A 25,554-nucleotide genomic window follows, 5' to 3' on the forward strand; every position below is an offset into this window, starting at 1 on the left:
CTCGGCGTCACGACCGTCGTTCTTGTTGCGCTTGACATAGGGCTTCACATACGCCGGCGGCATCAGCCGCACCTCATGGCCATAGCGGCTGATGACGCGCGCCCAATGATGAGCGCTGCCGCAAGCCTCCATGCCCACCAGGCAAGGCGGCAACTGCGCGAAAAACTTCTCGACCGCGGCTCGCTTAAGCTGGCGCCTCACCACCACAGCTCCCGACGCATCAACCCCATGAATCTGAAAAACGTTCTTCGCCAGATCCAAACCAATTGTGTTAATCTTCGACATGGACGGCTCCCTTTGTCTGGTTCGACTCAATCACCAGTCTGGCACATTGATGCCGTTCGGGGGCCGTCCACCCCATCATTGCGAGGAGCCACCCGGTTCGGCCTTCGGCCGGCCGGACCTAAACTCCGCGACCAAGCAATCCAGACTGTCTCCGCGGAGGCATTCTGGATTGCTTCGCTTCGCTCGCAATGACGGCTCAACAGACATCGACACTTGTGCAATAGACCCCAGGCCTTGATCGGGGCGACGTCGATCCAGCGCCGCTCTTACCAGCTCTTGAGTGCGGATTCGGCGAGCTGCACACGTTTGACGCTTCGAGCAGCGTGAACTTGTAGGGCTCATCCTCGTAGACGTGATGATCCTTGCGCGCGATGTCACGCTCGCGCAGCAGGATCAGCGTCTCACGCGCCGACAGGTTCGCGCGCGCCGCCTCCTCGAGCAGGTTGTCGAGCTGGTCGCGGATGCCGGAGAGCTGCAATCGCACCAGCATGGCCTCGAGCCGATCGATTGGCGCTTCAGTAGCTTTTTTTGTACGCGCCATCAGAAGCTCCCTCCGATCGCTGCTTCGTATTCGGCAAGAGGACGCAACAACGAGGGCAGTGGAGAAGGCGCCGGCACTGTCGGTGTCGCGATTGCCGGTCGGCAGAAGGCGCCAGTGCGACCGGCAACCCCGTCGAGGTGGGCGGAACCGATGATCCGCAGCCGGCGACCTTCCGATTGCTTATGGACCGCAACCTCGCGCATGCCGTGGCGGATGCGCACGTCGCCGGCCGCAACCGTCACCGCCACGCGCTCGCCGATCGATCTTTTCAAGCGAGGTCTGATGCTTTGGCATCGCGGTCTCCGTTCCCGCAAAACATGGACGCTAAGCCCGACAACATTCATTAAAATAGGAAGAAACATAATTTACACCACTCCGACGCACCGGGGCGGCTATGCTAACGCCTGGACGGAGCGAGGTTCCCGTTGCGGGCTGGCTGATTCCTCGTGGAAACGGCGAACCGTATCTGCCCAACCCGATCTTAGCCGAGACGGCAGACTCGGCGTGCACCTCCCACCACAGGCCAACGGTTCGCGTATCTCGCCAGCGCTGGTGAGGCGCCACGGGGCATCATCCGACGGTGTCTCGCCAGCCGACATGGAGGAACTCCATGAGGATCCAGACGCCGGACGGACCTGGGCAGCGAGTTCAATTTTGAACTCCTTGGATATCGGAGCGGGAGCACTCTATCAGAACTATGCGTTTCTCTGACTGTGCTTTCGACGCGCGATTACGGAGCTCACGCAGACGCGAATGCTTGCTCTGGGAGGCTCGACGCAAGGGGGTGATCGAACCAGCGGAATAAGAAAGACCCAATCAGCGACGGCTCCTTGGGGGCGGACCACCGCGTTTGGGCTGTGCGCTACAATTCGCCGCCACCGGCCAAATTTTATTGATGGACAAGCCGGCGCTCCGCGGCAGCCACTACACATCTGCACGAGAAGCCGCGTGAACCGAGAACGGGTCCGCTATGCACCGGCCTCAGCAACAGACTTACGCCGCCGTCAGTATTTTTACTCCGCTTTGCTTAGCACATCTGCTCTCGACTACGCGCCTCATCGCCAGGAATGCCCTCACGCGCGCCGCGGCACTTCAAGAAATTCATTTTCATTCAACGCTGCCGAGGTCAGCATGAGCGAAGCGTTGCGTGTAATCGCTGCGGCTTGGCTGTAGCGCGGCGCAGAAATTTACGCTAGCTTCTGCTTGCGAGTTTGCAAATGCGTGCCCGCATCCGATCTCTCCGAAGACAACGAGCGACCATTCGACCGCTTGCCCCCTCCCATCGTCAGAGCTGGGATAATCCGGACAATGACGAAATCTGGTTTGAGTTGGCGCGTGCTATCGGACGTCAGCTCGCACGGGATGAACATCACGGTTCGGGGCAGCCGATAGAGGACCGGCATGACGACAGCGTCATCGAAGAAAACGGCCGTACTATACGCCCGTTATTCCAGCGACATGCAAAAGGCGACCTCGATTGACGGTCAGCTATTGCTCTGCCGGAAGGTCGCATTGCGCAACAACCTCGATGTCATCGGCGAGTTTGTGGATGCCGCAAAATCTGGTCTTACCGAAGGTGCGAGGGACGGCTATCAACGTTTGCTCAACGGGGTGCGAAACCAGGACTTTGACGTGGTCGTGGTTGAACATTTCGACCGCTTGTCGCGTGATCCCGCAACCATCCAGCGTCTCAAGCAGGTTTTCGAGTTCAATGGCGTCGAGCTGATGGATCAGAAAGGGGTCTATGCGACCGCCACTGACATCAGCATTGCAAGTCTCTACAACACGATTTACAAGCCGCAGCTCGCCGAAAAGGTTCGGCGCGGCCATGACAACGCTGTTGCCAACGGAAGAATTCCTGGCTCATACGCCTATGGTTATCGACCGAGGCCGGGCGCGCCGGGCGAACGCGTGATCGATGAGAACGAAGCAAAGATTGTGCTCCGCATCTTCACCGAATATGCAGCGGGCCGCTCGACCCGAACTATCGCCGCTGATCTCACCCGCGAAGGCGTGCCCTCACCCGGTGCAACTCGTCACAAGAACAAGGCTGGTCGTACCACCTGGAATCATCAGTGCATCACAGGCGGTCGGCATGGTCGCGGCATTATCGGCAACGATCTATATATCGGCGAGATACATTGGAACGTTCGCTCGACAATTCTCAACCCGGAGACCCAGAAGAAGCAGAAGCGCCGCAATCCAGAAGAGCGCCACATCATAGTCAAAAAGCCGGAGCTACGGATCGTTCCGCAAGTGCTCTGGAATCGAGCGCAGGAGGTTCGTAGCGCGCGCGCCGTATCTATGTTCGGACCGACTGGCAAGCCGCGGCGTCGCGCCGTGATCCCGCGCAACAATGAGCACCCGCTTGCCGGTGTGCTCCGGTGCGGCGTCTGCAATGGCCACATGCGAATCGCTCAATCCTCGCGTAACGGTGCACCGCGCGCGGCATGCGCGAGCGCGCATCAGCGGGGCACCTGCGAGCACACCCGCAGCTTCGACATGGACGTTCTGCTCGAGGATGCCTCCGACAAAATCCAATTGAAATTGCTTTCGCCGAAAGCCATTGAAGAGGCGATGTGTGCCTGGAAGGAGGAGCGCAAAAACGATCGGAACAAGGGCAGCGAACACGCTAAGCTAGAGCGTCGACGCCGCGTGTTGACTACCGAGATCGAACGCCTGTCATATGCCATCGCAAATAGCCGTCGGAAGCCGGACGAGTTGCTCAAGCGGATCGATGAGTGCGACGTGGAGCGGGAAAGCGTTGAAGAGCGCTTGCGGCTGCTGGGCGGTGGCGGCGAAAATGTCATCGGCTTCGATCACTCGAAATTCAGTGACGGATACCGTTCGGAGGTTAGAAGGCTGGTCACCGCGCTCAAGACAAATCCCAAGGCGATCGAAACTCGCGTCGCTTTCCGCAACTTGATTGAATGCATAGTAGTGCATCCGGTTCCCAAGCGGATGCCCTACGAATATACCCCCTACCTGAACAGCTCCGCGCTTTACGGCAAGAAGCTTTTCCCTGAAAACCGTAGCAAGGAGCGAGAAATCAGCACGTTTGCTTACTACGACAATGGCAAGTCAGGGAAATCCGTGTCCTCGTAATAGACGCGGACCTGCATGTGGTGGCGGCCGTCGCGGATCTCGCCGTCGAGATGAGCTGTCACGTCGCGAGCCTCTTGGCTTGTCGATAACCAGCCCGTTTTGCGCAAAAACCGCCGGCCGCGCAAGCCGAGCTAGGATACAACCGGCCGCCTCGTCGCACCCAGCGTCACCTCGACGATCTCAGGCGGCACGCCGACGCGGAGCGGCATGATGCTGCAACCGAGGCCGCCAGAGATGATGACGTCGCATTTCAGCCGGACATGGCCGTAGGCGAGCCGGATGCCATGCTGCGGCGGGACCGCCGGCGACCAGCCAAGCAGGCGCACCTGACCGCCATGGGTATGGCCGGACAGTTGCAGCGCGACGCGCGCCGGGACGCGCGGCGCGATGTTGGGCTCATGCGCGAGCAGGATGATCGGCGCGTCATCCGTGACCTTGGCGAGCGTGGCGTTGAGATCGTCGGCACCGAAGTGCACCATGCTGCGGAAGCGTCGCGCCGGTAGGAAGGCGAGCTGATCGCCGAGACCCGCAAGCCAGAACGGGCGGCCGTCCTTGGTGAGACGCACGACATCGTTCTCGTAGACGGGTATACCGGCCGCTTCCAGTGCCCGATGCGCCATGGTCGGGCCATTCCCGGCCCGTTGCACGGTCTTGTCGTCCCAATAATCGTGGTTGCCCATGACGGCGTGAACGCCGAGCGGCGCCCTGAGGCCGCCGAGCACTCTGGCCCATTCGCTCGACGGGATGATGCGGGTGACCTGATGCAGGCCGGCGACATAGTCGCCGAGCAGCACGATGAGGTCGGCATTCAGCGCGTTGGTGCGGTCGACGATGGCCTCGATCCGCTCCAGCGGCATCCAGGGATCGCAGGCATGGATGTCGGCGATGACAGCGATCTTCAGCGGAAGATCCGCCGGCCATTGCCGCGGCGCCGGATGATAGCGGGTGACGCGGAGCCGCAGCATCGGCTCGACGCCGACACCGTAGGCCGCGGTCGAGGCGCCGAGGGCGGACAGGGCGCCGATGGAACGGATGAAATGACGGCGAGTGATCATGGACGCTCGATGGTGATGCTGGTTCTCGATGCGACTCGATTGGAGCGGAATTGGGGTGCGCTCGTGCAGACCGCCTGCATCTCCGTGCAGAGACCTGCACAAGATTACCGGAAATTCACGAGCACCGGAGCACTCTGCACTTGCGTAAATCAGTCGTCGCTCTCGTCCGAGCCGAACAGGCCGAACTGGGCCGCATCGCGCGAGGGCTCGGCGAGACCGAGGTGACGGAAGGCGTGCGAGGTGAGCAGGCGGCCGCGCGGGGTGCGCTGGAGATAGCCGCACTGGATCAGATAGGGCTCGATGATGTCCTCGATGGCATCGCGCGGCTCGGACAAAGCGGCGGCCATGGTCTCGACGCCGACCGGGCCGCCGCCATAATTCTGCGCGATGGTCGTGAGGTAGCGGCGGTCCATGGCATCGAGGCCTGCGGCATCGACCTCGAGCGCGCTGAGTGCGTGGTCGGCGATCTTGCGGTCGATCTTGTCGGCATCGGCCGCCGAGGCGAAGTCGCGGACCCGGCGGAGCAGACGGCCCGCGATGCGCGGTGTGCCGCGGGCGCGGCGCGCGATCTCGTTGGCGCCATCGGCGGTCATGCCGACATTGAGCACGCGCGCGCCGCGGCTGACGATGCTTTCGAGTTCTTCAATGGTGTAGAAATTGAGCCGCACCGGAATGCCGAAGCGGTCGCGCAGCGGATTGGTCAGCAGGCCAGCCCGCGTGGTGGCGCCGACGAGGGTGAATTTCGACAGCTCGATCTTCACCGAGCGCGCCGCCGGGCCTTCGCCGATGATGAGGTCGAGCTGAAAGTCCTCCATCGCGGGATAAAGCACCTCTTCCACCGCCGGACTGAGGCGATGGATCTCGTCGATGAAGAGCACGTCGCGCTCTTCGAGGTTGGTGAGGAGGGCGGCGAGATCGCCGGCCTTGGCAATGACAGGCCCCGAGGTGGCACGAAAGCCGACGCCCAGCTCCTTCGCCACGATCTGCGCCAGCGTGGTCTTGCCGAGGCCCGGGGGACCCACGAACAGCACGTGATCCAGCGCCTCGCCGCGCTTGCGCGCCGCCTCGATGAAGATCGAGAGATTCTTGCGCGCCTGCTGCTGGCCGACGAAGTCGGACAGCGATTGCGGACGCAGCGCGGTGTCGCCGACGTCGTCGCTGCGGCGCTCGGGCGAGACCATGCGATTGGCCTTGGGATCGCTCACTCAGCGAACTCCTCGTAGGGTGGGCAAAGGCGCCCTTCGCGCCGTGCCCACCACGTCACCGGTCGCTCCAAAGGTGGTGGGCACGTTGCGCTTTGCCCACCCTACGAGACCGAGCATTGACGCGCTCACTTCGCGAGCTCCTTCAGGCCGAGGCGGATGAGCTGCGCGGTCTCGGCATTCTCGCCCGCACTACGCGAAGCCGACGCAATCGCCGCGGCGGCCTGCGGTTGGCCGTAGCCGAGATTGACCAGTGCGGAGATCGCATCCGCCACGGGGCGCGGCGCGCGCTGGTCGTCGACGGCGCCGGCGAGATGCACCACTGCCGGATCGACATTGGCAAAGGCCGGCGCCTTGTCCTTCAGTTCGGTGACGATGCGCTCGGCGACCTTGGGGCCGACGCCGGGCGTGCGCGCCACCGCCGCCTTGTCGCGGAGCGCGATGGCATTGGCGAGGTCAGCCGGCGATAAGGTGCCGAGCACGGCGAGCGCGACCTTGGCGCCGACGCCCTGCACGGTCTGGAGCAGGCGAAACCATTCACGCTCCTGGTCAGTGCGAAAGCCGAACAGTTTGATCTGGTCCTCGCGGACATAAGTCTCGATCGACAGCACGGCCGCTTCGCCCGGAGACGGCAGATGCTGCAACGTGCGTGACGAGCAATGCACCTGATAGCCAACGCCGCCGACGTCGAGGATGACGAAATCCTCACCGTAGGAATCGATCAGGCCCTTGAGCTTGCCGATCATATCCCCACGACCTTCAGCCTGAGCGCGGTGCTCTGGCGGTGATGAGCGTGGGTGATGGCGATGGCGAGCGCGTCGGCGGCATCCGCCGACGGCGGCTCGGCCTTGGGCAGCAAAATCTTGAGCATCATCGCGATCTGTTGCTTGTCGGCGTGACCGGCGCCGACCACCGTCTTCTTGACTTGGTTCGGCGCATATTCGGCGACGACGATGCCGAACATTGCGGGCGCCAGCATGGCAACGCCGCGGGCTTGGCCGAGCTTCAGTGTCGCAACGCCGTCCTTGTTGACGAAAGTCTGCTCGACCGCGGCTTCCATCGGCTGGTGATCGGACAGAACGGCCGCGAGCCCCTCATGGATCGCAAGCAGCCGGCTCGCCAACGGCAAGTCGTCCGGCGGTTCCACCGAACCACAGGCGACGTAGATCAGACGGTTGCCCTCAGCCTCGATCACGCCCCAGCCGGTGCGGCGCAGGCCGGGGTCGATGCCGATGATGCGAACGGGGCCGCGAATCGGGAGCGCAGTCATGGGCCAGTGATAGCGGCTGGCCGCCCGAAGCGAAACAGAAACAGAACGGAAGTAACAGGGGAAGTGGGATACCGCGGGGCGCACCGCCGCTCAGCACACATCCGGTGTCATACCCGCGAAGGCGGTTATCCAGTACGCCGCGGCTTATCGGTATTGTTCGAATGTTTCTGGAATACTGGGTCGCCCGGTCCAGCCGAGCGACGACAGCGGAGGGTTGAGGCCCTAGCCGCCCATCTTCGCCATCAGCGCGTCCGACACCTCGAAATTGGCGTAGACGTTCTGGACGTCGTCGTGCTCATTCAGCATGTCCATCAACTTGAGCAGCTTCTCGCCGGTCTCGTCGTCGACCGACACCGTGTTCTGCGGCTTCCAGATCAGCGCGGCCTTGCGCGGCTCGCCGAACTTGGCTTCCAGCGCCTTGGCGACGTCGCGATAGCCTTCGGTCGAGGCGTAGATCTCGTGTCCGCCCTCGCCGGAGATCACGTCGTCGGCGCCGGCCTCGATCGCCGCGTCCAGCACAGCATCGTCAGAGGCGACGCTGCGATCGTATTCGATGACGCCGGTGCGGTCGAACATGAAGGAGACCGAGCCGGTTTCGCCGAGATTGCCGCCGGACTTCGTGAAGAAGGAGCGGATGTCGGACGCGGCGCGGTTGCGATTGTCGGTCAGCGCCTCGACGATGACGGCGACGCCGCCGGGGCCGTAGCCCTCGTAGCGGATCTCGTCATAATTCTCGCCCTCGCTGCCGAGCGCCTTCTTGATGGCGCGCTCGATATTGTCCTTCGGCATGTTCTCCTGGCGTGCTGCGATCACGGCGGCGCGCAGGCGCGGGTTCATGGCGGGGTCGGGTGTACCCAGCTTGGCCGCGACGGTGATTTCCCGCGCCAGCTTGCCGAACAGCTTCGACTTCTGGGCATCCTGCCGCCCCTTGCGGTGCATGATGTTCTTGAATTGGGAATGTCCGGCCATGCGTGGTCTCTTGAAGGGTCTCGGGATCGTTCGCCGATGGGTGGGAGGCGCGGCCTTATAGGCCGCCAACCCACCGGAATCAAAGGGATCTGCTGCTCTAAGGTAGCACTGTAAAGGTAGCCGCCGTAATGGCCTCTGCCTAGGTGTCAGGCATCGTTAACCCTGACTTCATTTCAGCCTGCGAAAATAGCGTCCGACCGTCCCCCGACCAGAGAGACCCGATGGCGTTCGGACTATTTCGGAAGCGTCTGCCGGACATGGCTGCGCCTGCGGCAGCCTCGCAGGCTGCGCAACCGGTGGCTCATTCCGAGCCCGCCGGGATCGCCGATGGCGACTCGGCCCGCGAGATCCTGGAGCTGCTGGAACTCGAGCTCGGCGCGATGATCCGGCAGCTCGAGCGCGCCGCCAATTCGGTGGCCGGCGGAGCCGAGGCGACCGCCGCAACCCTTGCCGCCATTCGCGACCGCACCGACGCCCTGACCGGCCGCACCAACGCGGCGCAATCGACCGCCTCGACGTTCGCCCATGCCGCCGACAAGTTCACGCAGTCCGCACTGGGAATCGGAGCGCAGGTTCGCGAGGCAGGCAAGCTCGCCGACGAGGCCAGCGCCGCTGCGCAGGAAGCCCGCGCCAATGTCGATCGCCTGCGCGAGTCCTCCGCCGCCATCGGCAATGTCGTCAATCTGATCGCGCAGATCGCACGGCAGACGACGCTGCTCGCGCTCAACTCCACCATCGAGGCCGCGCGCGCCGGCGCGGCCGGCAAAGGCTTTGCAGTCGTCGCGACGGAAGTGAAGGCGCTCGCAGTGCAGACCCAGGGCGCGACCGAAGAGATCACCAAAAAGATCGACGCACTCCAGCGCGACGCCGCCGGCTCTGCGGATGCCGTGCACCGCATCTCGCAGGCGATCGAGGCGATCCGCCCGGTGTTCGAGACCGTCAACGGCGCCGTCGCCGAGCAGAACGCCACCACCAGCGAAGTCTCCGGCAACGCTGCCAGCGCCTCGGACTTCATCGTCTCGGTCGGCGAGAGCGCGGCCGAGATCGACGCAGCGACCAAAGCGGCCGAGACCCATGGCGAGAACGTCGCCAGCGCCGGCCGCGCCGTCACCACCTTCGCGCAAAAGCTGAAGTCGCGTTGCGCCGTGCTGCTCCGCCAGAGCGAGCACGATGACCGCCGCAAGACCGAGCGCTTGCCCTGCCATCTCAAGTTCGAAACCGCGCGCGGCGTGATGCCAGTCTACGAGATCGCGATGGACGGCGTGCTGATCGGCGGGGCGGACGCAGGCCGGCTTGCGCCGCAAGCGCTGGTCGAAGGCACCCTCGAGAACGTCGGCGCCTGCCGCCTGCGCGTGGTCGAGCAATCCAAAGCCGGCGCCCGCGCGCATTTCGTCGGCCCCCATGCCGAGCTCCGCGAGAAGATCGAGGACAGTCTGTGGTCGATCCATGAGGAGAACATGGAATTTGTCACCCGTGCCATGGAAGCCGGCAACGCCCTGACCAAGATATTCGAGCAGGCGGTCGCGCGCGGCGAGGTCAAGATCGACGACCTCTTCGACACCGACTACGTGGAAATTGCGGGCACCGATCCGCAGCAATATCGCACAAAGTATCTGGACTGGGCCGACCGCGCGCTACCGCCTTTCCAGGAGGCATTCCTGGCAAAGGATCAGCGCATGGCGTTCTGCGCCATGGTCGATCGCAACGGCTTCCTGCCGGTGCACAACAAGATCTATTCGCATCCGCAGCGGCCGGGCGACGTGGCCTGGAACACCGCCAACAGCCGTAACCGGCGGATCTTCAACGATCCGGCGGGGCTCGCCGCCGCGCGCAACCTGCGCTCGTACCTGGTCCAGAGCTATGCGCGCGACATGGGCAACGGGAACACCGTGATGATGCGGGAGATCGACGTCCCCATCCGCGTGCAGGGCCGGCACTGGGGCGGATTCAGGACGGCCTACAAATTGTAGTGCACGCTCAGGCAAGACGGCAGGCGCGAATCATCCTTTAAAGCTGAAGCTGGAATGGGAATGCTGCCGTGAGCCGGCGAACGGCTCTCCTTGAGGACTCATCGCACATGTCCGCCGTACAACTTGCAGTCATGGACACCGGCTCCAACCGGGCGCTGGCCGAACGGCTGATCGACCAGCTCGCCGACCGCATCGGCGGCCTCGGCGTGGAACTCGCCGACATCGCCGGCAATGTCCAGGAAGTCGCAAGCCGCGTCGCCAATCAATCGGAACGGTTTCACCACCTCCAGAAGACGGCCGAGACGATGGTCTCGGCAAACCACGACATCGCCAACGCATCTCAGGCGGTGCAAACGACGTCGTCCGCCGCGGCCGACGAGATCGCGCAGTCGCGCAGCACAGTCGATACCGCCGTCAGCCACATCTCCGAGCTCGTCGCCGCGGTGGAGCGGATCGAGGCGCGATTGAGCGCCGTCGGCTCGGCGCTGGCCCAGGTGGCAAAGGTCTCCGGCTCGATCGAGGCGATCGCCAAGCAGACCAATCTGCTGGCGCTGAACGCAACCATCGAAGCGGCACGCGCCGGCAATGCCGGTCGCGGCTTCGCCGTGGTCGCGAGCGAGGTGAAGAACCTCGCCGAGGCCACTCGCCAGGCCACGCATCAGATCTCCGACACCATGCGCGATCTCGACGGCCAGATCGAAGGCCTGATCGGCGAGAGCAGCGACGCTTCGCAGCGTGCCAAGACTGCCGGTGAAGGCGCCCAACAGATCTCCAGCATCATCTCGCGCGTCCAGCAGGGTTTCGCCTCAGTAGAGGCGGAGATCGGCAGCGTCACGCGAGCTGCGACCTCCAACCTCGGGCATTGCGACACCGTGATCGGCGAGCTCAACGAGCTTGCCAAGGGCGTCGATCTGTCCTCGCGCGATCTCAGGAGTGCCGACCAACGGATCGCAAAACTGCTCGACACCTCGGAAGGCCTGATCGCGCTGATCGCCGACAGCGGCGTGGCGACGTCGGACGCGCCGCTGATCCGCGTCGTCGTCGAAACCGCCAAGCGAATCTCCGCCGAGTTCGAAGCCGCGATCGATCGCGGCGATATCACGCTCGACCAGCTCATGGACGAGAAGTACCGCGAAATTCCCGGCACCGATCCGAGACAATTCCTCACCAATTACGTCGAGTTCACCGACCGCGTCCTGCCCGCGATCCAGGATCCGATTCAGAAATCCGATCCCCGCATCGTGTTCTGCGTCGCATGGGCCAAGGGCGGCTATCTGCCGACCCACAATCCGAACTATCGTCTGCCGCAGGGCAAGGACCCGGTCTGGAATAACGCCAATTGCCGCAACCGCCGCCTGTTCACCGATCGCGCGGTGAAGAAGGTCGCGGCCAACACAAAACCGTTCCTGCTGCAGACCTATCGCCGCGACATGGGCGGCGGGCAGTTCGTGCTGATGAAGGATCTGTCCTCGCCGATCCTGGTCCGCGGCAAGCACTGGGGCGCCTTCCGAATGGGTTTTCGGCAAAGTTGACGGCCGCAGCGAGGCGCCTCGCAACGGCGCTTCGGCGCCCTCAAATCAAAAACTGAAAAACAACCCCATGCACAGTAGCCGGGGCCAACGAAATCAAAGACTTACGCGGGCAGGCCCAAAGAAGCCGCGACGAAGTTGACGCGTCGGGCAAAACAGGGGCATAATGCGATTATTCCGAAACCGCGCATTTGCACTTTTGCTGCCTCGTGGGCGAGGGCCGCGTAGCCGGCTGCGCCCCCATTCATCTCGCGCGGAGAGCCCTCACACGCTCGCACATGACCCTGATGCTAGCGTTGCGTAGGGCAAGCGAGAAGATCCTGCAGTCAGACGGAAGCCGAATTGCTCTGAGTTACAAGCCAAGCGCGATCTCGGCCCATTTCAACATGCGGTCGCTATTGAGGAACGCCAGCACCGCCGGTTCCAGTGACGCGGGCGCGGCCGATCCAACCAAAGCCGTGGCGGCCACCATGTCGCAGCGCTGATTGAAGGCGAGTGAGAGCGCGTTGCGATTTCCCTCGACGCGATAGGGCCGGCTGCGGCCGCGCATCGGACCGACGATGATCTCTCGACCAGCACCGATCGGCGTTGCCTTGCCAATCAGCGCCAGGTCGCCCATTTTTTCGAGGTCGTCATCGTCGGCGACGCCGGTGGCGCAATTGCAAAACCCGAGCTTGGCGCGAACGTAGAGCTGGACCTCGCCGCCGCAATCCTCCGCTTTGCAGCGGAACGCCTTTCCTTTCCCCCAGGGATCTGCGCCGAAAGGCCAGTCGGTTTCTGACCACACCGGGCGGACCTCGCCGAGTGCCGCTGTAGCGCGCGCCGGTTCGCCGGATCGCAATGTCCAGACCGCAGCGACTGCGCAGAGCAGTGCGGCGGCTGCGCCGATCGCCACGAATTTGCTTGTCAGGCGCATGGAAGCTGCCACGGCACGTTTGCTAGTTCTGAGCCATGAACCTTCGCGCGGCCGCGAGGTCCTCCCGCGAGGAATCGCCATTGCGCGCCATGGCGACGACTTTCGCGTAGTACTGACGTGCCTTCACGGCGTCGCCCGCTTTCTCGGCGGCGTGAGCGGCGCCGATCGTCGCGCCAAAGCGGTTCGGCTCCTTGCGCATGGTGCTTTCGAACGCGGCCAATGCCTCCGTCGCCATGCCGCGTTCGAGCAGCATGGTCCCGTAAAGTTCGCGGGCCGGGGCAAGCGGTCCCGGCGTCACGATGGACTTTTCGGTCTTGTCTTCGGCGTCGGCGGCAAGGCGCATCGCCTCCAACGCGTCCGCCTGTTTTCCCTGGGCATTGAGCTGCCAGGCTGTGGCGACCTGCCGCTGAATGTCGACGATCTCGGCCCAATACGCATCCTTGTCCTGCTGCAGCTTGTCCCGCAGCTCCGCCAGCTTGGCGATGTCCGCCGTTGCTGCGTCTGCATTGCCGGAGCGCGCGGCGCCAAGGGCGCGGGCGAAATAGGTGATCGCATCGACATAGGCAAACCGGCTCGGCTCAACCTTCAGCGCGGCGGCGCCCTGCCAATCGCCGCGCTCGACCATATAGCGCGCCTGGCTGGCCGCTATCGCGTAGGGACCGGCGCGGACGGCCGGCGCATAGCCCGTGGTCGCAACCATGTCCGCAATGACGTCGCGAGCTCGGCTGTCCTGCGCAAGCTGGAGCAGGGCGTAGACCATATAGTCGTCGGCATGCAGCTGCTCGCTGGGGTCCTTGCCCTCCTTGGCAGCCTTGGCGGAACGGCTGTTGGCCTCGATGGATTCGTTCCAGTAGCCGACGCGTGTGAAGATGTGCGACGGCATATGCAAAGCGTGCGGCGCCGCCGGCGCGATCTCGGAATAGCGTTTGGCAGCGTCGAGACCTTGCTCGGCGATCGCCGGATAGTCGTAGAGGTGGATCAGGTAATGCGCGACGCCGGGATGCCGCGGTTGCCGCTTGAAGATCGGCTCCAGGATGGCCGCGCCCTTGAGCTGGTTAGCATAGGTCTTGTCGTTTGGTGACGCCGTCACATTCAGCGTAATGGCGTAGGCGATCTGCGCCTCGTCATCATCGGGATAGCGCGCGGCGACGGCTTCGGTTGCCTTGAGATAGGCCTGCGCGCGTTGACCAAACGTTGTCTTTTCGTCGCCCGAATAGAAGGCCAGCAGCGCATCGATATAGTCGCGCTCGCGTTCGCTCTTGGCGCCGAGTGCCTTGGCCTTCTGCAGCGCGGCGAGGCCCTCGGTGAGGTTTTCCTTTGGCGCGGGAAAATGCGGATTATACAGCAGGCTGAGGGCAATGCCCCAATAGGCGATCGCGCATTCCGGATCGGCCTGCAACGTCTCCTCGAAAATCTCTTTCGCAGGCCGGTACCAGAACGAGTGCTGATAGCGCATCCCGCGGTCAAAGCGGCGCTGCGCCAATTCGTTGCAGGATGTCTGGAAGTGAACCTTGCCAAACTGCTCGTCGGTCCCGTCCTCCGCGCGTGCGTCAGGCGTGGCAGAGATCGAGCCCAGAATAGTGAGGGTAAGAAGAGAGACGGTTCTCAAGGCGAGCGCGCGCATCGGCCCCTCCGTTTCTATTCAGAAAATTGAGTCGGATAGCGCCGATAAAGTCCGAGGCGCCGAAGTTCGCAGTGCTGAAATTGGCAATTGTAATTGCGTTGTTGGAAGGATTTGCCCATTCGCAAGGGGAGTCAATAGGAGCGGACAAATTTGCATTAGGGAAGCACGCCTGTCAGGCTCCGTGAACGCGCTGAGGCTTGGTCACTGCGGAGGTACGCTGCGGCTGAGCAAACTCCTCAACCGCTTCCCGGGCGATCTGCCAATCTGCAGCCCACCAGGTTCGAGTTCGTGATCAACCTCAAAGTAGCGACGTCACTTGATCTTGAAGTCCCACCGGCGGACCTAGGGCGAGGTGCGCCAACGCGCCACCATCACGAGCAGAGCAGGCTCATACGAAATGGAGCGCAAGTTTAAATGTACACGCCCTAGCTCAACCAGAACTTCGGCGTCGTCGGCTCCAGCCTGCCTCCTAGCCGCACCGGCGCGATCCGCAGCGCGAGCCCCGTTGCATCATCGGTCTCCACTGCTACGCCGCTGAGCGTCGCCGTCCCAGCGGCGGGCTCGAACCGGCCCGACGGAATCCCCGAGGTGAACCGGCGCAGCGGCTCTTCCTTCTGCATGCCGATGATCGAATCGTAATCGCCGGTCATGCCGGCATCGGTCATGTAGGCGGTGCCGCCTGACAGGATCTGATGGTCGGCGGTCGGCACATGCGTATGCGTGCCGACGACGAGGCTGGCGCGGCCGTCGCAGAAAAAGCCGATGCCCTGCTTCTCGCTGCTCGCCTCGCAATGGAAGTCGACGATGATGGCATCGGCTGCGACGCCGAGCGGGCAGGCGCCGAGCTCGCGCTCCAGCGCCGCGAACGGATCGTCGAACGGGGTCATGAAGACGCGCCCCAAAGCGTTGACGACGAGCGCATGCTTGCCGTTCTTGGCCTCGACCAGCGCGGCGCCGCGGCCCGGCGTGCCGCGCGGATAGTTCGCCGGCCGCACCAGGCGCTCGGCGCGCTCGATGAAAACCAAGGCTTCACGCTGGTCCCAGGAATGATTGCCGAGCGTTACCGCGTCGGCGCCGGCATCGAGGAATTCCTGGTAGATCGCTTCCGTGATGCCGAAGCCGCCGGCGGCATTCTCGCCGTTGACCACGACCAAGTCGAGCGACCAGTCCTTGACCATGCCAGGCAGATGATCAGCAATCGCCGTGCGTCCGGCGCGGCCAACGACGTCACCCACGAAGAGAATGCGCAACTTCAGAACTCCGGAAATCGAACACGTCCGATTCCGTTAGCACATAATCCAGCGCGACGTCGTGCGATAGTGCAGGAACCGCCTCGATCTCCTGCGCCGCAAAGGCAAGCCCGATCCCGACGATATTCTTGGCTTTCCGCAAATGCGCGAAGGTGAAATCGTAATGTCCCGCACCATAGCCGATGCGATGGCCGAGACGGTCGAAGGCGGCGAGCGGCGTCAGCATGATATCGGGGATGACTTCGCTGGCCGCCGGCGACGGCTCGGGAATGCCGAGCGGACCGAGCATGAGGCGATCGCTCGGATGAAAGAGACGGAAGATCAACGACTGGCCGCGCGCGGTGACGCAAGGCAGCGCCAGCTTCGCGCCTTGCTCGGCGAGCTTTCGCATCAGCGGCATCGGATCGATCTCGCTGCGGATCGGCGAATAGCCGGAGACGATGCTGCCGGGCAGCAGCTTGAACGGCAGTCCGCGCTCCGCGAGCTTCGCGGCGGCAATGGTGCGCTTCTTCTCGCTCAGCGCGTCACGCCTGCCGAGCGCTTTGGCGCGGAGTTCGGCTTTGGAGTTGGACATGCGCGTTTTCCCCCGAGGGCGAAGTCTTGCTCCGCCGTCATCGCCCGCCTTGTGCGCAATTGCGCACTGGAGCGGGCGATCCAGTATTCCAGAGCCGCCAGTGCTTGAACCTCAACGCCGCGGCGTACTGGATGCCCCGCCTGCGCGGGGCATGACACCGAGATTGACTGAACCGCAAGCGTGTCGGGGACGCAATTCGACAAACACGAACCAGAAGCAAACAGTGCGAAGCCGCGGACGCCGTTGAAGCACTCGATCCCGGAGTTCCCTACGAAAGTAGGTGGGCACCATATGTCCGGGCCCACGGGCCCGGCCAGGGACAGTTCCCTAAAGGATCGATAAGGCCCCGGGGATATATGGCTCCTGACGCACGTCGCAGCCTCGCTTGCGCAATGTAACAACGATATTGACGAACCGCCAGCCCGGCGCGGGTGCGGAGCTTCGGTGCAGCCACGGCGGAAGTGCGCTCCCTCCCCGCTTGCGGGGGAGGGCTGGGGAGAGGGTATCTCCACAGGCGAGACTCCCCAAGAGGTGAGAGCCCTCACCCGCGCCTCCGGCGCGACCTCTCCCGCAAGCGGGAGAGGTTGAGCCCGCCGCCACATCGAGAACGACAGCTCAGCGCGTCTATCGCGGCTCTAACCGATTGCGATGCCGTTGCCGACGGTCCGGTTCAGGACCTGGGTCGACTTCTCGATGCGTTCGGCGGCGGCGTTCAGCGCATTCACCACCGCGGTCTGCGTCATCCGGGCGCGCTCGACGGCGGCGTTGCGGAAATCCCTGAGCTCGATCAGCTCCTGCTCCATCGTGCGGATCCGATTGCCGGCGTCGACCAGCTCGTCGCACACGGTCAGCGCTGCCATCACCGTGAGGCGCGCATCGCCGATTTCGCCGAACTTTCCGCGCAGCGACTGGATGCGGGTCTCCAGGCTTTCGGCGAGCTTCAGCAGCCGCACCTCCTGGCCCTCCTCGCAAGCCATGCGGTATTGCCGGCCATTGATGGTGACATTGATGTGGCTCATCCGTCCTCTCCGGTATCGAGCACCGAACGTATCGTGACGATCGCGGAATCCAGCCGGTCGGAGATCTCGCGATTTGTGCGCTCAAGCTTGCGTGCCTTCACCAGCGCACCATCGAGCTCGTCGGCGAGCCGCGAGCGGTCGGCGCCGAGCGCCTGGATTCTCGCCGCGAGCTCGTTCTCGTCGCGATCGGCATCGCGCCGCCGCTCCACCGCGCTTTCGAGTGCGTCGAGCGCCGCCGTGAGCCTGCGGGTCGCGATCTCGATCTCGACGGCGGATGATTCCGTCATGGCAGAGCTGTTGGATACGCGATCGTTCATGCAGTCAGCGGCGGAACCTACCGGCCTTTGCCCAGTGGCCTTGTTACTGGGGCTCGCCGTCCGGCAAAAGACTCGGTTCGGCAAGCGGTTAGAAGCAGAAATTTACGTGGCAAGCTAGCCAAGCGCAACGTCGCCGCGAAACTATGCACCGATAGATCGGGAGAAGGTCGTGCTGATCCGTCAGTTCTCCTGGGCCCGATCCCGGCGGAAAACCGATTTCCACACAGGCAACTTTTGCGGCCAAACCGGCGTTTGATTGCCTTGGACTCCCGGAACCGAGGTGCTATCCCAGCCCCGACCTTCAGTGGCCGCCAGGCTCCTTCCCGCGCGGGCGTACATCGCCTCCAAGCGCTTCATTTCAGACGGATTTCAGACATGACGCAGGTCGATCACACCCGTATGGCCAACGCGATCCGCGGCCTCTCGATGGACGCCGTCGAGAAGGCCAAATCGGGCCATCCGGGCCTGCCGATGGGCGCTGCCGACATCGCAACCGTGCTGTTCACCCAGTTCCTGAAATTCGACGCCTCCGCGCCGGCCTGGCCGGATCGCGACCGCTTCGTGCTCTCGGCCGGTCACGGCTCGATGCTGCTCTATTCGCTGCTGTACCTGACCGGCAATTCAGAGATGACGCTGGACCAGATCAAGCAGTTCCGCCAGGTTGATTCGCTCACCCCAGGACACCCCGAGAATTTCCGCACCAGGGGTATCGAGACCACCACCGGCCCGCTCGGCCAGGGCATCTCCACCGCGGTCGGCATGGCGCTCGCCGAGAAGATGCTGGCAGCCGAGTTCGGCAAGAAGATCGTCGACCACCACACCTACGTGCTCGCCTCCGACGGCGACCTCATGGAGGGCGTGTCGCAGGAAGCGATCGCGATGGCCGGGCACTGGAAGCTCAACAAGCTGATCGTGCTCTACGACGACAACGGCATCTCGATCGACGGCCCGACCACGCTCTCCGATTCCGTCGACCAGGTGAAGCGCTTCAAGTCGGCGGGCTGGGCGGCCGAGAAGATCGACGGCCAGGACCAGGCCGCGATCACCGACGCGATCACGCGCGCCAGGAAATCGAACAGGCCGACGCTGATCGCCTGCCGCACCACCATTGGCTTCGGCGCGCCGCACAAGGCCGGCACGTCGAAAGTGCATGGCGAGGCGCTCGGCGCCGACGAGCTCAAGGCCGCTAAGGAAAATCTCGGCATCTCGCTCGAGCCATTCGCGGTCGCCGAGGATGTGCTGAAGGCGTGGCGTGAGGCCGGCCGTCGCGGCGCAGCAGCGCGCCAGGAATGGGAAGCACGGCTCGGTGAGCTCGGCAGCCGCAAGCGCGCCGAGTTCGAGCGCCGCCTGCGCCATGAGCGTCCGGCCTCGCTGGCAAAGGCGCTGCGGGCGCACAAGAAGGAGCTGTTGGAAAAGCCGCTGACGGCGGCGACCCGCAAATCGTCGGAGGCGGCGATCGAGGCGATCGCGGCCGCGATGCCGATGGAATTCCTGGCGGGCTCCGCCGACCTCACCGGCTCCAACAACAACAAGGCCAAGTCGGCGACCGCCTTCTCCGCCAAGACGCCGAAGGGCCGCTTCATCCATTACGGCATTCGCGAGCACGGCATGGCCGCCGCGATGAACGGCATCTTCCTGCACGGCGGCTTCGCGCCGAACGGCGCGACGTTCCTGGTGTTCACCGACTACGCACGTCCCGCGATGCGCCTTGCCGCGCTGATGGGCGCCGGCGTCGTCTATGTGATGACGCACGATTCCATCGGCCTCGGCGAAGACGGTCCGACCCATCAACCGGTCGAGCATCTCGCCGCATTGCGCGCCATTCCCAATATGCGCGTGTTCCGTCCTTGCGATTCCATCGAGGTCGCCGAGTGCTGGGAGCTCGCGCTCAACCGCGTGGACGGCCCAACCGTGCTGGCGCTGACGCGCCAGAACCTGCCGCAGCTCCGTACCAGCGCACCGAACGACAATCCCTGCGCGGCCGGCGCCTATGAGCTGGTCGCAGCTCAGGGCGACGCCAAGGTGACGCTGTTCGCCTCCGGCTCAGAGGTGGAGATCGCGGTCGCCGCCCAGAAGCAGCTCGCCGAACGCGGCATCGCGTCACGGGTGGTCTCTGTTCCTTCGCTCGAGCTGTTGTTAGCGCAACCAGAGGCGAAACGCGCCGCGATCATCGGGAACGCGCCGGTCAAGATTGCGATCGAGGCCGCCGTGCGCTGGGGCTGGGACGCCGTGATCGGCCAGGACGGCGAATTCATCGGCATGCATTCCTTCGGCGAAAGCGGACCTGCCAAGGAGCTCTACAAGCATTTCGGCATCACCGCCGAGGCCGCGGTTAACGCTGTGCTGAAGCGCGTTTCCTGAGAGTTGAGCTTGCCGCAAAAAAGGACTACCTAATCTCCCATATGATCAAGCACCGCCCGGCCGAACCGGGCGCCCGCCCCTAAAAAACCCTCGCAGGCGCACGAAAGCGCGTTGTGCGGGATGACAACGGTCATTGAAGGAGACGAAACATGGCAGTCCGCGTCGGAATTAACGGTTTTGGCCGCATCGGCCGCAACGTCCTGCGGGCTATCGCGGAGTCAGGCCGCAAGGACATCGAGGTGGTCGGTATCAACGACCTCGGCCCGGTCGAGACCAACGCCCATCTGCTTCGTTTCGATAGCGTCCATGGCCGTTTCCCCGGCACCGTCACGGTCGACGGTGACTCGATCAACCTGGGCAACGGCAAGATCAAGGTGACCGCCGAGCGCGATCCCTTGAAGCTGCCGTGGAAGGATCTCGGCGTCGATGTCGCGCTGGAGTGCACCGGCATCTTCACCTCGAAGGACAAGGCGTCTGCGCATCTGACCGCCGGCGCCAAGCGCGTGCTGGTCTCCGCGCCCGCCGACGGCGCCGATGCCACCATCGTCTACGGCGTCAACCACGACACGCTGACCAGGGATCATCTGGTCGTCTCCAACGGCTCCTGCACCACGAACTGCCTCGCGCCGGTCGCCAAGGTGCTGAACGATCTCGTGGGCATCGAGACCGGCTTCATGACCACGATCCACGCCTATACCGGCGACCAACCGACGCTGGACACGCTGCACAAGGATCTCTACCGCGGCCGCGCCGCCGCGATGTCGATGATCCCGACCTCGACCGGCGCCGCCAAGGCGATCGGCCTCGTGCTGCCCGAGCTGAAGGGCAAGCTCGACGGCGTCGCGATCCGCGTGCCGACCCCGAACGTCTCGGTCGTCGACCTCAAGATCGTCGCCAAGCGTGCCACCGACGCCAAGGAGGTCAACGCGGCGATGAAGCGCGCCTCCGAGCAGCAGCTCAAGGGCATCCTCGGCTACACCACCGCGCCGAACGTCTCGATCGACTTCAACCACGACCCGCACTCCTCGACCTTCCACGAGGACCAGACCAAGGTGCAGAACGGCACGCTGGTGCGCGTGATGTCCTGGTATGACAACGAGTGGGGCTTCTCGAACCGCATGGCGGACACCGCCGTTGCGATCGCGAAGGTGATCTAAGGCCGCTCTCGTGTCCCGGACGCGATGCAGCGTGAAACGCTGCTTCGCAGATCCGGGACCCATTCAACCGCGGGACTCGCCGCAACGTGCGGTCCCGGTTCTGCACAGCGGCACTACGCGCCGCTAGTAGCGCCCGGGACAAGGGGCCTCCAATGACGAAATCATTCCGCACCCTCGACGACGTCGACGTGAAGGGCAAACGCGTATTGCTGCGCGTCGACCTCAACGTACCCATGGAGAATGGGCGCGTCAGCGACGCAACGCGGCTCGAGCGCGTTGCCCCGACCATCAGCGAGATCTCCGACAAGGGCGGCAAGGTCATCCTCCTCGCGCATTTCGGCCGGCCGAAGGGCCGCGATGCCAAGGAATCGCTCAAGCCCGTTGCCGAAGCGCTGTCCAAGGTCGTGAAGAAGCCCGTTGCCTTCGCCGACGACTGCATCGGCGAGCCGGCGGCCAAGGCCGTCGCCAGCTTGAAGGACGGCGACATTCTCTGCCTGGAGAACACCCGCTTCCACAAGGAAGAGGAAAAGAACGATCCCGCCTTCGTCGCGGAACTGGCAAAGCTCGGCGACATCTGGGTCAATGACGCGTTCTCGGCGGCGCACCGCGCCCACGCCTCGACCGAGGGCCTCGGCCACAAGCTGCCGGCCTATGCCGGCCGCACCATGCAGGCCGAGCTCGACGCGCTGGAGAAGGCGCTGGGCTCGCCGACCAAGCCGGTCATCGCGATCATCGGCGGCGCGAAAGTCTCGACCAAGATCGACCTGCTCGAAAATCTCGTCACCAAGGTCGATGCGCTCGTGATTGGCGGCGGCATGGCCAACACCTTCCTGCACGCCCAGGGCGTCGCGGTCGGCAAGTCGCTGGCCGAGAAGGATCTCGCCGCTACTGCGCTGCGCATCATGGAGAAGGCGGAAGCCGCCAATTGCGCCATCATCCTGCCCGTGGACGCCACCGTGGCCTACCATTTCGCCGCCAACGCACCGTCGCATGCCTATGGGCTCGATGCGATCCCCGCCGACGGCATGATCCTCGACGTCGGCCCGCAATCCATCGTGCGCGTTCACGCCGCGATCGACGATGCGGCGACGCTGGTCTGGAACGGACCGCTCGGCGCCTTCGAGATGCAGCCGTTCGACCGCGGCACGGTCGCGGCCGCCAGGCACGCCGCCGAACGCACCAAGGCGAAGAAGCTGATCTCGATCGCGGGCGGCGGCGACACCGTTGCCGCGCTCAACCAGGCCGGCGTCGCCGGCAGTTTCACCTATGTCTCGACCGCCGGTGGCGCGTTCCTTGAATGGATGGAAGGCAAGCCCCTGCCCGGCGTCGAGGTGCTGCGCATCAAGTAAGCTTTAAGTCGGCAAACATTGAGCGGCCTTGCAGGCCCAAACGGGAGAAAAAGACAGATGGCTCGGATCACGTTACGTCAACTGCTCGACCATGCGGCGGAAAACGATTACGGCGTACCGGCCTTCAACATCAACAACATGGAGCAGGCGCTGGCGATCATGGACGCGGCCAACCAGGTCGACGCGCCCGTCATCATCCAGGCCTCGCGCGGCGCGCGCTCCTACGCCAATGACGTCATGCTCAAGCACATGATGGACGCGGTGACCGAGATCTATCCGCACATTCCGGTCTGCGTGCATCTCGACCACGGCAACGAGCCGGCGACCTGCATGACCGCGATCCAGGCCGGCTTCACCTCGGTGATGATGGACGGCTCGCTCAAGGCCGACGGCAAGACCCCCGGCGACTGGGGCTACAATGTCGGCGTCACCAAGACCGTGACCGACATGGCCCATCTCGGCGGCATCTCGGTCGAAGGCGAACTCGGCGTGCTCGGCTCGCTCGAGACAGGCATGGGCGACAAGGAGGACGGCCACGGCGCCGAAGGCAAGCTCAGCCACGACCAGCTCCTGACCAATCCGGACGAGGCCGTGAAGTTCGTGAAGGAGACCAAGGTCGACGCGCTCGCGATCGCGATGGGCACCTCCCACGGTGCCTACAAGTTCACCCGCAAGCCGGACGGCGACATCCTCGCCATGAACGTGATCGAGGAGATCCACCGCAAGCTGCCGAATACGCATCTGGTGATGCACGGCTCCTCGTCGGTGCCGCAGGACCTCCAGGACATCATCAACGCCTATGGCGGCAAGATGAAGCCGACCTGGGGCGTGCCGGTGGCCGAGATCCAGCGCGGCATCAAGAACGGCGTGCGCAAGATCAACATCGACACCGACAACCGCATGGCGATGACCGGCCAGATCCGGAAAGTGCTCAAGGACAATCCGGAGGAGTTCGATCCGCGCAAGTACCTGAAGCCGGCAATGGAGGCGATGACCAAGCTGTGCAAGCAGCGCCTCCAGGAGTTCAATACCGCCGGCCAGGCCTCGAAGATCAAGAAGGTGCTGACCACCGCCGAGATGGCCAAGCGCTACGCCAAGGGCGAGCTCGATCCCCGCGTCGCATAGCGATCGGGGTCGCATAACGCCCTTAGGCATACCTCCCGTCATTCCGGGACACGCGAAGCTGGGCCGGGAATCCATAACCACAGCCGGGGGTTATGGATTCCGGGCCTGCCTTTCGGCGCATCCCGGAGTGACAGAAGGCCCTTTACCCTGCGACGAACGTTAACTCGGCAATTGCCCGAGAACGGTCTATTTTCACGGGCAAGGGCAGAATCGTTTTGGGAGGACCTCTCGATGAATCTGACTGAGCTCAACAGGATTGCGACCGCCATGGTCGCGCCCGGCAAGGGCATCCTTGCCGCCGACGAATCCTCCGGCACCATCAAGAAGCGTTTTGACGCAATCGGCGTGGAATCCACGGAAACCAACCGCCGCGACTATCGCGAGATGCTGTTCCGCTCCAAGGAGGCCATGAGCCAGTACATCTCCGGCGTGATCCTCTATGACGAGACGATCTGGCAGGACGCCAAGGATGGCACGCCGCTGATCAGGCTGATCGAAGAGACCGGCGCCATCCCCGGCATCAAGGTCGACGAAGGTACGCAAGCCTTGCCGATGTGCCCGGGCGAGCTCGTTACCGTCGGCCTCGATAAGCTCGCCGAGCGCCTGAGGAAATATTACGAGCGCGGCGCGCGCTTCGCCAAATGGCGCGCGGTGATCGACATCGGCAGCGGCATTCCCTCGATGACCGCGATCAGCGTCAACGCCCATGCGCTGGCGCGCTATGCCGCGCTGTGCCAAGCCGCGCAGATCGTGCCGATCGTCGAGCCGGAGGTGCTGATGGACGGCGATCACGACATCGATCAGTGCTATGAGGTGACGCAACGCGTGCTCAACACGACATTTCAGGAGTTGCGCGTGCAACGCGTCGCGCTCGAAGGCATGGTGCTGAAACCGAACATGGCGATCTCAGGCAAGAAGTGCGCGAAGCAGGCTTCCGTCGAGGAAGTCGCGGAGAAGACAGTGCGGCTGCTGAAGGCCTGCGTGCCGGCGGCGGTGCCGGGCATCGCCTTCCTCTCCGGCGGCCAGTCCGACGAGGAGGCGACCGCGCATCTGAACGCCATGCACAAGCTCGGCCCGCTGCCCTGGAGCCTGACCTTCTCCTACGGCCGCGCGCTCCAGGCCGCGCCGCAGAAGGCCTGGTCCGGCAAGGCCGAGAACGTCGCGGCCGGACAGCGTGCCTTCAGCCACCGCGCGCGGATGAACGGCCTTGCGTCCAAGGGCGAATGGCAAAGCAGCCTGGAACAGAAGGCAGCCTAGATCTTGTCGAACAAGCCGCCTCCGCCGCGCCCGGCGCCGCGTCTCTATCTCGCGACGCCTGTTGTCGATAATCCGGCATCGCTCGTCGCCGAGCTGCCTGCCCTGCTCGCCTCTGCCGATGTCGCCGCCGTGCTGCTGCGGCTGAAGGAGACCGACCAGCGCACCATGATCTCGCGCATCAAGGCCTTCGCGCCCCCGGTGCAGAAGGCAGGGGCCGCGTTGCTGATCGACGGCCATGCCGAGCTGGTCGCGCGCGGCGGCGCCGATGGTGCGCACCTCACCGGCCTTGCCGCGCTGGAAGAGGCGGCGCCCTCGCTCAAGCCGGATCGCATCGCCGGCGTCGGCGGGCTTGCCACGCGCCATGATTCCATGAGCGCGGGCGAGATGGGCGCCGATTACGTGCTGTTCGGCGAGCCTGACGCCAAGGGGCAGCGTCCGTCGTCACAGGCGATCGCCAAGCGGCTGGACTGGTGGGCCGAGCTGTTCGAGCCGCCTTGCGTCGGCTTTGCCACCTCGCTGGAAGAGGCTTACGACTTCGCCGCCAGCGGCGCCGATTTCGTGCTGGCCGGCGAGTTCATCTGGGCCGATCCGCGCGGGCCCAAGGCCGCGCTGATCGAGGCCGATGCTGCCATCAAGAAGGCCCATGCGACGGCGCCGGCTCGCCAGGAGCACGGCTAGC

General features: G+C 64.1%; 22 protein-coding genes, 1 other RNA gene and 2 pseudogenes. 9 read left to right on the top strand and 16 right to left on the bottom strand.

Features of this window, described 5'->3' with window-relative positions:
* The 3 genes and pseudogenes from IVB12_RS30275 to IVB12_RS30285 all read right to left on the bottom strand — a co-directional run.
* Window positions 1–285 (bottom strand): annotated as a pseudogene (locus tag IVB12_RS30275) (IS110 family transposase); the annotation flags it as partial.
* Between the two features lie 196 nt (window positions 286–481).
* A complete protein-coding gene (locus IVB12_RS30280; protein ID WP_247304636.1) occupies window positions 482–826 on the bottom strand; it encodes a hypothetical protein in 345 nt (114 codons plus the stop codon).
* Window positions 826–1,098: a hypothetical protein gene (locus IVB12_RS30285; RefSeq protein ID WP_247304638.1), complete on the bottom strand. Its 273-nt coding sequence runs from the start codon at window positions 1,096–1,098 to the stop codon at window positions 826–828. Before IVB12_RS30285 ends, IVB12_RS30280 begins: the two co-directional genes overlap by 1 nt.
* Window positions 1,099–2,227: 1,129 nt before the next feature.
* Here IVB12_RS30285 and IVB12_RS30290 point away from each other — a divergent pair.
* Window positions 2,228–3,931, top strand: coding sequence for a recombinase family protein (locus tag IVB12_RS30290; protein WP_247278108.1), 1,704 nt, complete (start codon window positions 2,228–2,230; stop codon window positions 3,929–3,931).
* On the opposite strand, the pseudogene IVB12_RS38495 reads toward IVB12_RS30290, so the two are convergent.
* From IVB12_RS38495 to IVB12_RS30320, 6 genes and pseudogenes are all read right to left on the bottom strand, one after another.
* Window positions 3,913–3,993: pseudogene (locus IVB12_RS38495) on the bottom strand (acyl-CoA thioester hydrolase); the annotation flags it as partial. The gene IVB12_RS30290 and the pseudogene IVB12_RS38495 overlap by 19 nt on opposite strands.
* A 69-nt stretch (window positions 3,994–4,062) precedes the next feature.
* Complete coding sequence (locus IVB12_RS30300) at window positions 4,063–4,986, bottom strand: metallophosphoesterase (protein WP_247304641.1); 924 nt, start codon at window positions 4,984–4,986, stop codon at window positions 4,063–4,065.
* A gap of 149 nt (window positions 4,987–5,135) precedes the next feature.
* Window positions 5,136–6,167 carry a Holliday junction branch migration DNA helicase RuvB gene (ruvB, locus tag IVB12_RS30305; RefSeq protein WP_247278114.1) on the bottom strand — a complete coding sequence of 344 codons (1,032 nt, stop codon included), beginning with the start codon at window positions 6,165–6,167 and terminating at the stop codon, window positions 5,136–5,138.
* Window positions 6,168–6,316: 149 nt separating this feature from the next.
* A complete protein-coding gene (ruvA, locus tag IVB12_RS30310; RefSeq protein ID WP_028182470.1) occupies window positions 6,317–6,934 on the bottom strand; it encodes a Holliday junction branch migration protein RuvA in 618 nt (205 codons plus the stop codon).
* Window positions 6,931–7,458 (bottom strand): crossover junction endodeoxyribonuclease RuvC, encoded by a 528-nt coding sequence (gene ruvC / locus IVB12_RS30315; RefSeq protein WP_247304644.1) that lies wholly within the window; start codon window positions 7,456–7,458, stop codon window positions 6,931–6,933. Before ruvC ends, ruvA begins: the two co-directional genes overlap by 4 nt.
* A gap of 222 nt (window positions 7,459–7,680) precedes the next feature.
* Entirely contained in the window at window positions 7,681–8,427 is a 747-nt protein-coding gene (locus IVB12_RS30320; RefSeq protein ID WP_247304647.1) for a YebC/PmpR family DNA-binding transcriptional regulator, read from the bottom strand.
* 221 nt (window positions 8,428–8,648) lie between these two features.
* Here IVB12_RS30320 and IVB12_RS30325 point away from each other — a divergent pair, with 221 nt between their 5' ends.
* Together IVB12_RS30325 and IVB12_RS30330 are read left to right on the top strand one after the other, a co-directional pair.
* Complete coding sequence (locus IVB12_RS30325; RefSeq protein ID WP_247304650.1) at window positions 8,649–10,397, top strand: methyl-accepting chemotaxis protein; 1,749 nt, start codon at window positions 8,649–8,651, stop codon at window positions 10,395–10,397.
* Window positions 10,398–10,504: 107 nt separating this feature from the next.
* Window positions 10,505–11,929, top strand: a complete 1,425-nt coding sequence (locus IVB12_RS30330; protein ID WP_247304654.1) for a methyl-accepting chemotaxis protein — start codon at window positions 10,505–10,507, stop codon at window positions 11,927–11,929.
* A 349-nt stretch (window positions 11,930–12,278) separates the two neighbouring features.
* Here the strand turns inward: IVB12_RS30330 and IVB12_RS30335 are convergent, their stop codons facing one another.
* The 7 genes from IVB12_RS30335 to IVB12_RS30365 form a co-directional block, all read right to left on the bottom strand.
* Window positions 12,279–12,842, bottom strand: a complete 564-nt coding sequence (locus tag IVB12_RS30335; protein WP_247304657.1) for a hypothetical protein — start codon at window positions 12,840–12,842, stop codon at window positions 12,279–12,281.
* Window positions 12,843–12,864: 22 nt separating this feature from the next.
* Window positions 12,865–14,466: a hypothetical protein gene (locus tag IVB12_RS30340; RefSeq protein WP_247304660.1), complete on the bottom strand. Its 1,602-nt coding sequence runs from the start codon at window positions 14,464–14,466 to the stop codon at window positions 12,865–12,867.
* Between the two features lie 425 nt (window positions 14,467–14,891).
* A complete protein-coding gene (locus tag IVB12_RS30345) occupies window positions 14,892–15,716 on the bottom strand; it encodes a TIGR00282 family metallophosphoesterase (protein WP_247304663.1) in 825 nt (274 codons plus the stop codon).
* The gene (locus tag IVB12_RS30350; protein ID WP_247304665.1) at window positions 15,694–16,290 is read right to left on the bottom strand and encodes a 5-formyltetrahydrofolate cyclo-ligase; all 597 of its coding nucleotides are present in this window, start codon (window positions 16,288–16,290) and stop codon (window positions 15,694–15,696) included. Before IVB12_RS30350 ends, IVB12_RS30345 begins: the two co-directional genes overlap by 23 nt.
* A gap of 224 nt (window positions 16,291–16,514) precedes the next feature.
* Window positions 16,515–16,675: non-coding RNA, 6S RNA (gene ssrS, locus IVB12_RS30355), on the bottom strand.
* 250 nt (window positions 16,676–16,925) lie between these two features.
* Window positions 16,926–17,309, bottom strand: coding sequence for a cell division protein ZapA (locus tag IVB12_RS30360; protein WP_247278097.1), 384 nt, complete (start codon window positions 17,307–17,309; stop codon window positions 16,926–16,928).
* Window positions 17,306–17,596 (bottom strand): DUF4164 domain-containing protein, encoded by a 291-nt coding sequence (locus IVB12_RS30365; RefSeq protein ID WP_008546526.1) that lies wholly within the window; start codon window positions 17,594–17,596, stop codon window positions 17,306–17,308. The genes IVB12_RS30360 and IVB12_RS30365 overlap by 4 nt, the downstream gene beginning before the upstream one ends.
* Window positions 17,597–18,001: 405 nt before the next feature.
* Here IVB12_RS30365 and tkt point away from each other — a divergent pair, with 405 nt between their 5' ends.
* From tkt to IVB12_RS30395, 6 genes are all read left to right on the top strand, one after another.
* Window positions 18,002–19,987, top strand: coding sequence for a transketolase (gene tkt / locus IVB12_RS30370; RefSeq protein ID WP_247304668.1), 1,986 nt, complete (start codon window positions 18,002–18,004; stop codon window positions 19,985–19,987).
* A gap of 149 nt (window positions 19,988–20,136) precedes the next feature.
* On the top strand, window positions 20,137–21,144 hold the full coding sequence (gene gap / locus IVB12_RS30375) for a type I glyceraldehyde-3-phosphate dehydrogenase (RefSeq protein WP_247304669.1): 1,008 nt from the start codon (window positions 20,137–20,139) through the stop codon (window positions 21,142–21,144).
* A gap of 152 nt (window positions 21,145–21,296) precedes the next feature.
* The gene (locus tag IVB12_RS30380; protein ID WP_247304671.1) at window positions 21,297–22,493 is read left to right on the top strand and encodes a phosphoglycerate kinase; all 1,197 of its coding nucleotides are present in this window, start codon (window positions 21,297–21,299) and stop codon (window positions 22,491–22,493) included.
* A gap of 57 nt (window positions 22,494–22,550) precedes the next feature.
* Window positions 22,551–23,618: a class II fructose-bisphosphate aldolase gene (gene fba / locus IVB12_RS30385; protein ID WP_247304673.1), complete on the top strand. Its 1,068-nt coding sequence runs from the start codon at window positions 22,551–22,553 to the stop codon at window positions 23,616–23,618.
* A gap of 231 nt (window positions 23,619–23,849) precedes the next feature.
* Window positions 23,850–24,875, top strand: a complete 1,026-nt coding sequence (locus IVB12_RS30390; protein ID WP_247304675.1) for a class I fructose-bisphosphate aldolase — start codon at window positions 23,850–23,852, stop codon at window positions 24,873–24,875.
* A 3-nt stretch (window positions 24,876–24,878) separates the two neighbouring features.
* Complete coding sequence (locus tag IVB12_RS30395) at window positions 24,879–25,553, top strand: thiamine phosphate synthase (RefSeq protein ID WP_247304679.1); 675 nt, start codon at window positions 24,879–24,881, stop codon at window positions 25,551–25,553.
* Window position 25,554: the final 1 nt, after the last annotated feature.

It is taken from the genome of Bradyrhizobium sp. 179, assembly GCF_023073535.1.
Classification (GTDB): domain Bacteria; phylum Pseudomonadota; class Alphaproteobacteria; order Rhizobiales; family Xanthobacteraceae; genus Bradyrhizobium.

Bases quoted from the DNA above. Each gene is read 5' to 3' on its own strand.
- fba (WP_247304673.1), top strand. From the start codon at position 22,551: ATGGCTCGGATCACGTTACGTCAACTGCTCGACCATGCGGCGGAAAAC.
- IVB12_RS30320 (WP_247304647.1), bottom strand. From the start codon at position 8,427: ATGGCCGGACATTCCCAATTCAAGAACATCATGCACCGCAAGGGGCGG.
- gap (WP_247304669.1), top strand. From the start codon at position 20,137: ATGGCAGTCCGCGTCGGAATTAACGGTTTTGGCCGCATCGGCCGCAAC.
- IVB12_RS30350 (WP_247304665.1), bottom strand. From the start codon at position 16,290: ATGTCCAACTCCAAAGCCGAACTCCGCGCCAAAGCGCTCGGCAGGCGT.
- IVB12_RS30380 (WP_247304671.1), top strand. From the start codon at position 21,297: ATGACGAAATCATTCCGCACCCTCGACGACGTCGACGTGAAGGGCAAA.
- IVB12_RS30325 (WP_247304650.1), top strand. From the start codon at position 8,649: ATGGCGTTCGGACTATTTCGGAAGCGTCTGCCGGACATGGCTGCGCCT.
- ruvA (WP_028182470.1), bottom strand. From the start codon at position 6,934: ATGATCGGCAAGCTCAAGGGCCTGATCGATTCCTACGGTGAGGATTTC.
- IVB12_RS30340 (WP_247304660.1), bottom strand. From the start codon at position 14,466: ATGCGCGCGCTCGCCTTGAGAACCGTCTCTCTTCTTACCCTCACTATT.
- IVB12_RS30365 (WP_008546526.1), bottom strand. From the start codon at position 17,596: ATGACGGAATCATCCGCCGTCGAGATCGAGATCGCGACCCGCAGGCTC.
- IVB12_RS30360 (WP_247278097.1), bottom strand. From the start codon at position 17,309: ATGAGCCACATCAATGTCACCATCAATGGCCGGCAATACCGCATGGCT.
- ruvC (WP_247304644.1), bottom strand. From the start codon at position 7,458: ATGACTGCGCTCCCGATTCGCGGCCCCGTTCGCATCATCGGCATCGAC.
- IVB12_RS30330 (WP_247304654.1), top strand. From the start codon at position 10,505: ATGTCCGCCGTACAACTTGCAGTCATGGACACCGGCTCCAACCGGGCG.
- tkt (WP_247304668.1), top strand. From the start codon at position 18,002: ATGACGCAGGTCGATCACACCCGTATGGCCAACGCGATCCGCGGCCTC.
- IVB12_RS30390 (WP_247304675.1), top strand. From the start codon at position 23,850: ATGAATCTGACTGAGCTCAACAGGATTGCGACCGCCATGGTCGCGCCC.
- IVB12_RS30280 (WP_247304636.1), bottom strand. From the start codon at position 826: ATGGCGCGTACAAAAAAAGCTACTGAAGCGCCAATCGATCGGCTCGAG.
- ruvB (WP_247278114.1), bottom strand. From the start codon at position 6,167: ATGGTCTCGCCCGAGCGCCGCAGCGACGACGTCGGCGACACCGCGCTG.
- IVB12_RS30335 (WP_247304657.1), bottom strand. From the start codon at position 12,842: ATGCGCCTGACAAGCAAATTCGTGGCGATCGGCGCAGCCGCCGCACTG.
- IVB12_RS30300 (WP_247304641.1), bottom strand. From the start codon at position 4,986: ATGATCACTCGCCGTCATTTCATCCGTTCCATCGGCGCCCTGTCCGCC.
- IVB12_RS30290 (WP_247278108.1), top strand. From the start codon at position 2,228: ATGACGACAGCGTCATCGAAGAAAACGGCCGTACTATACGCCCGTTAT.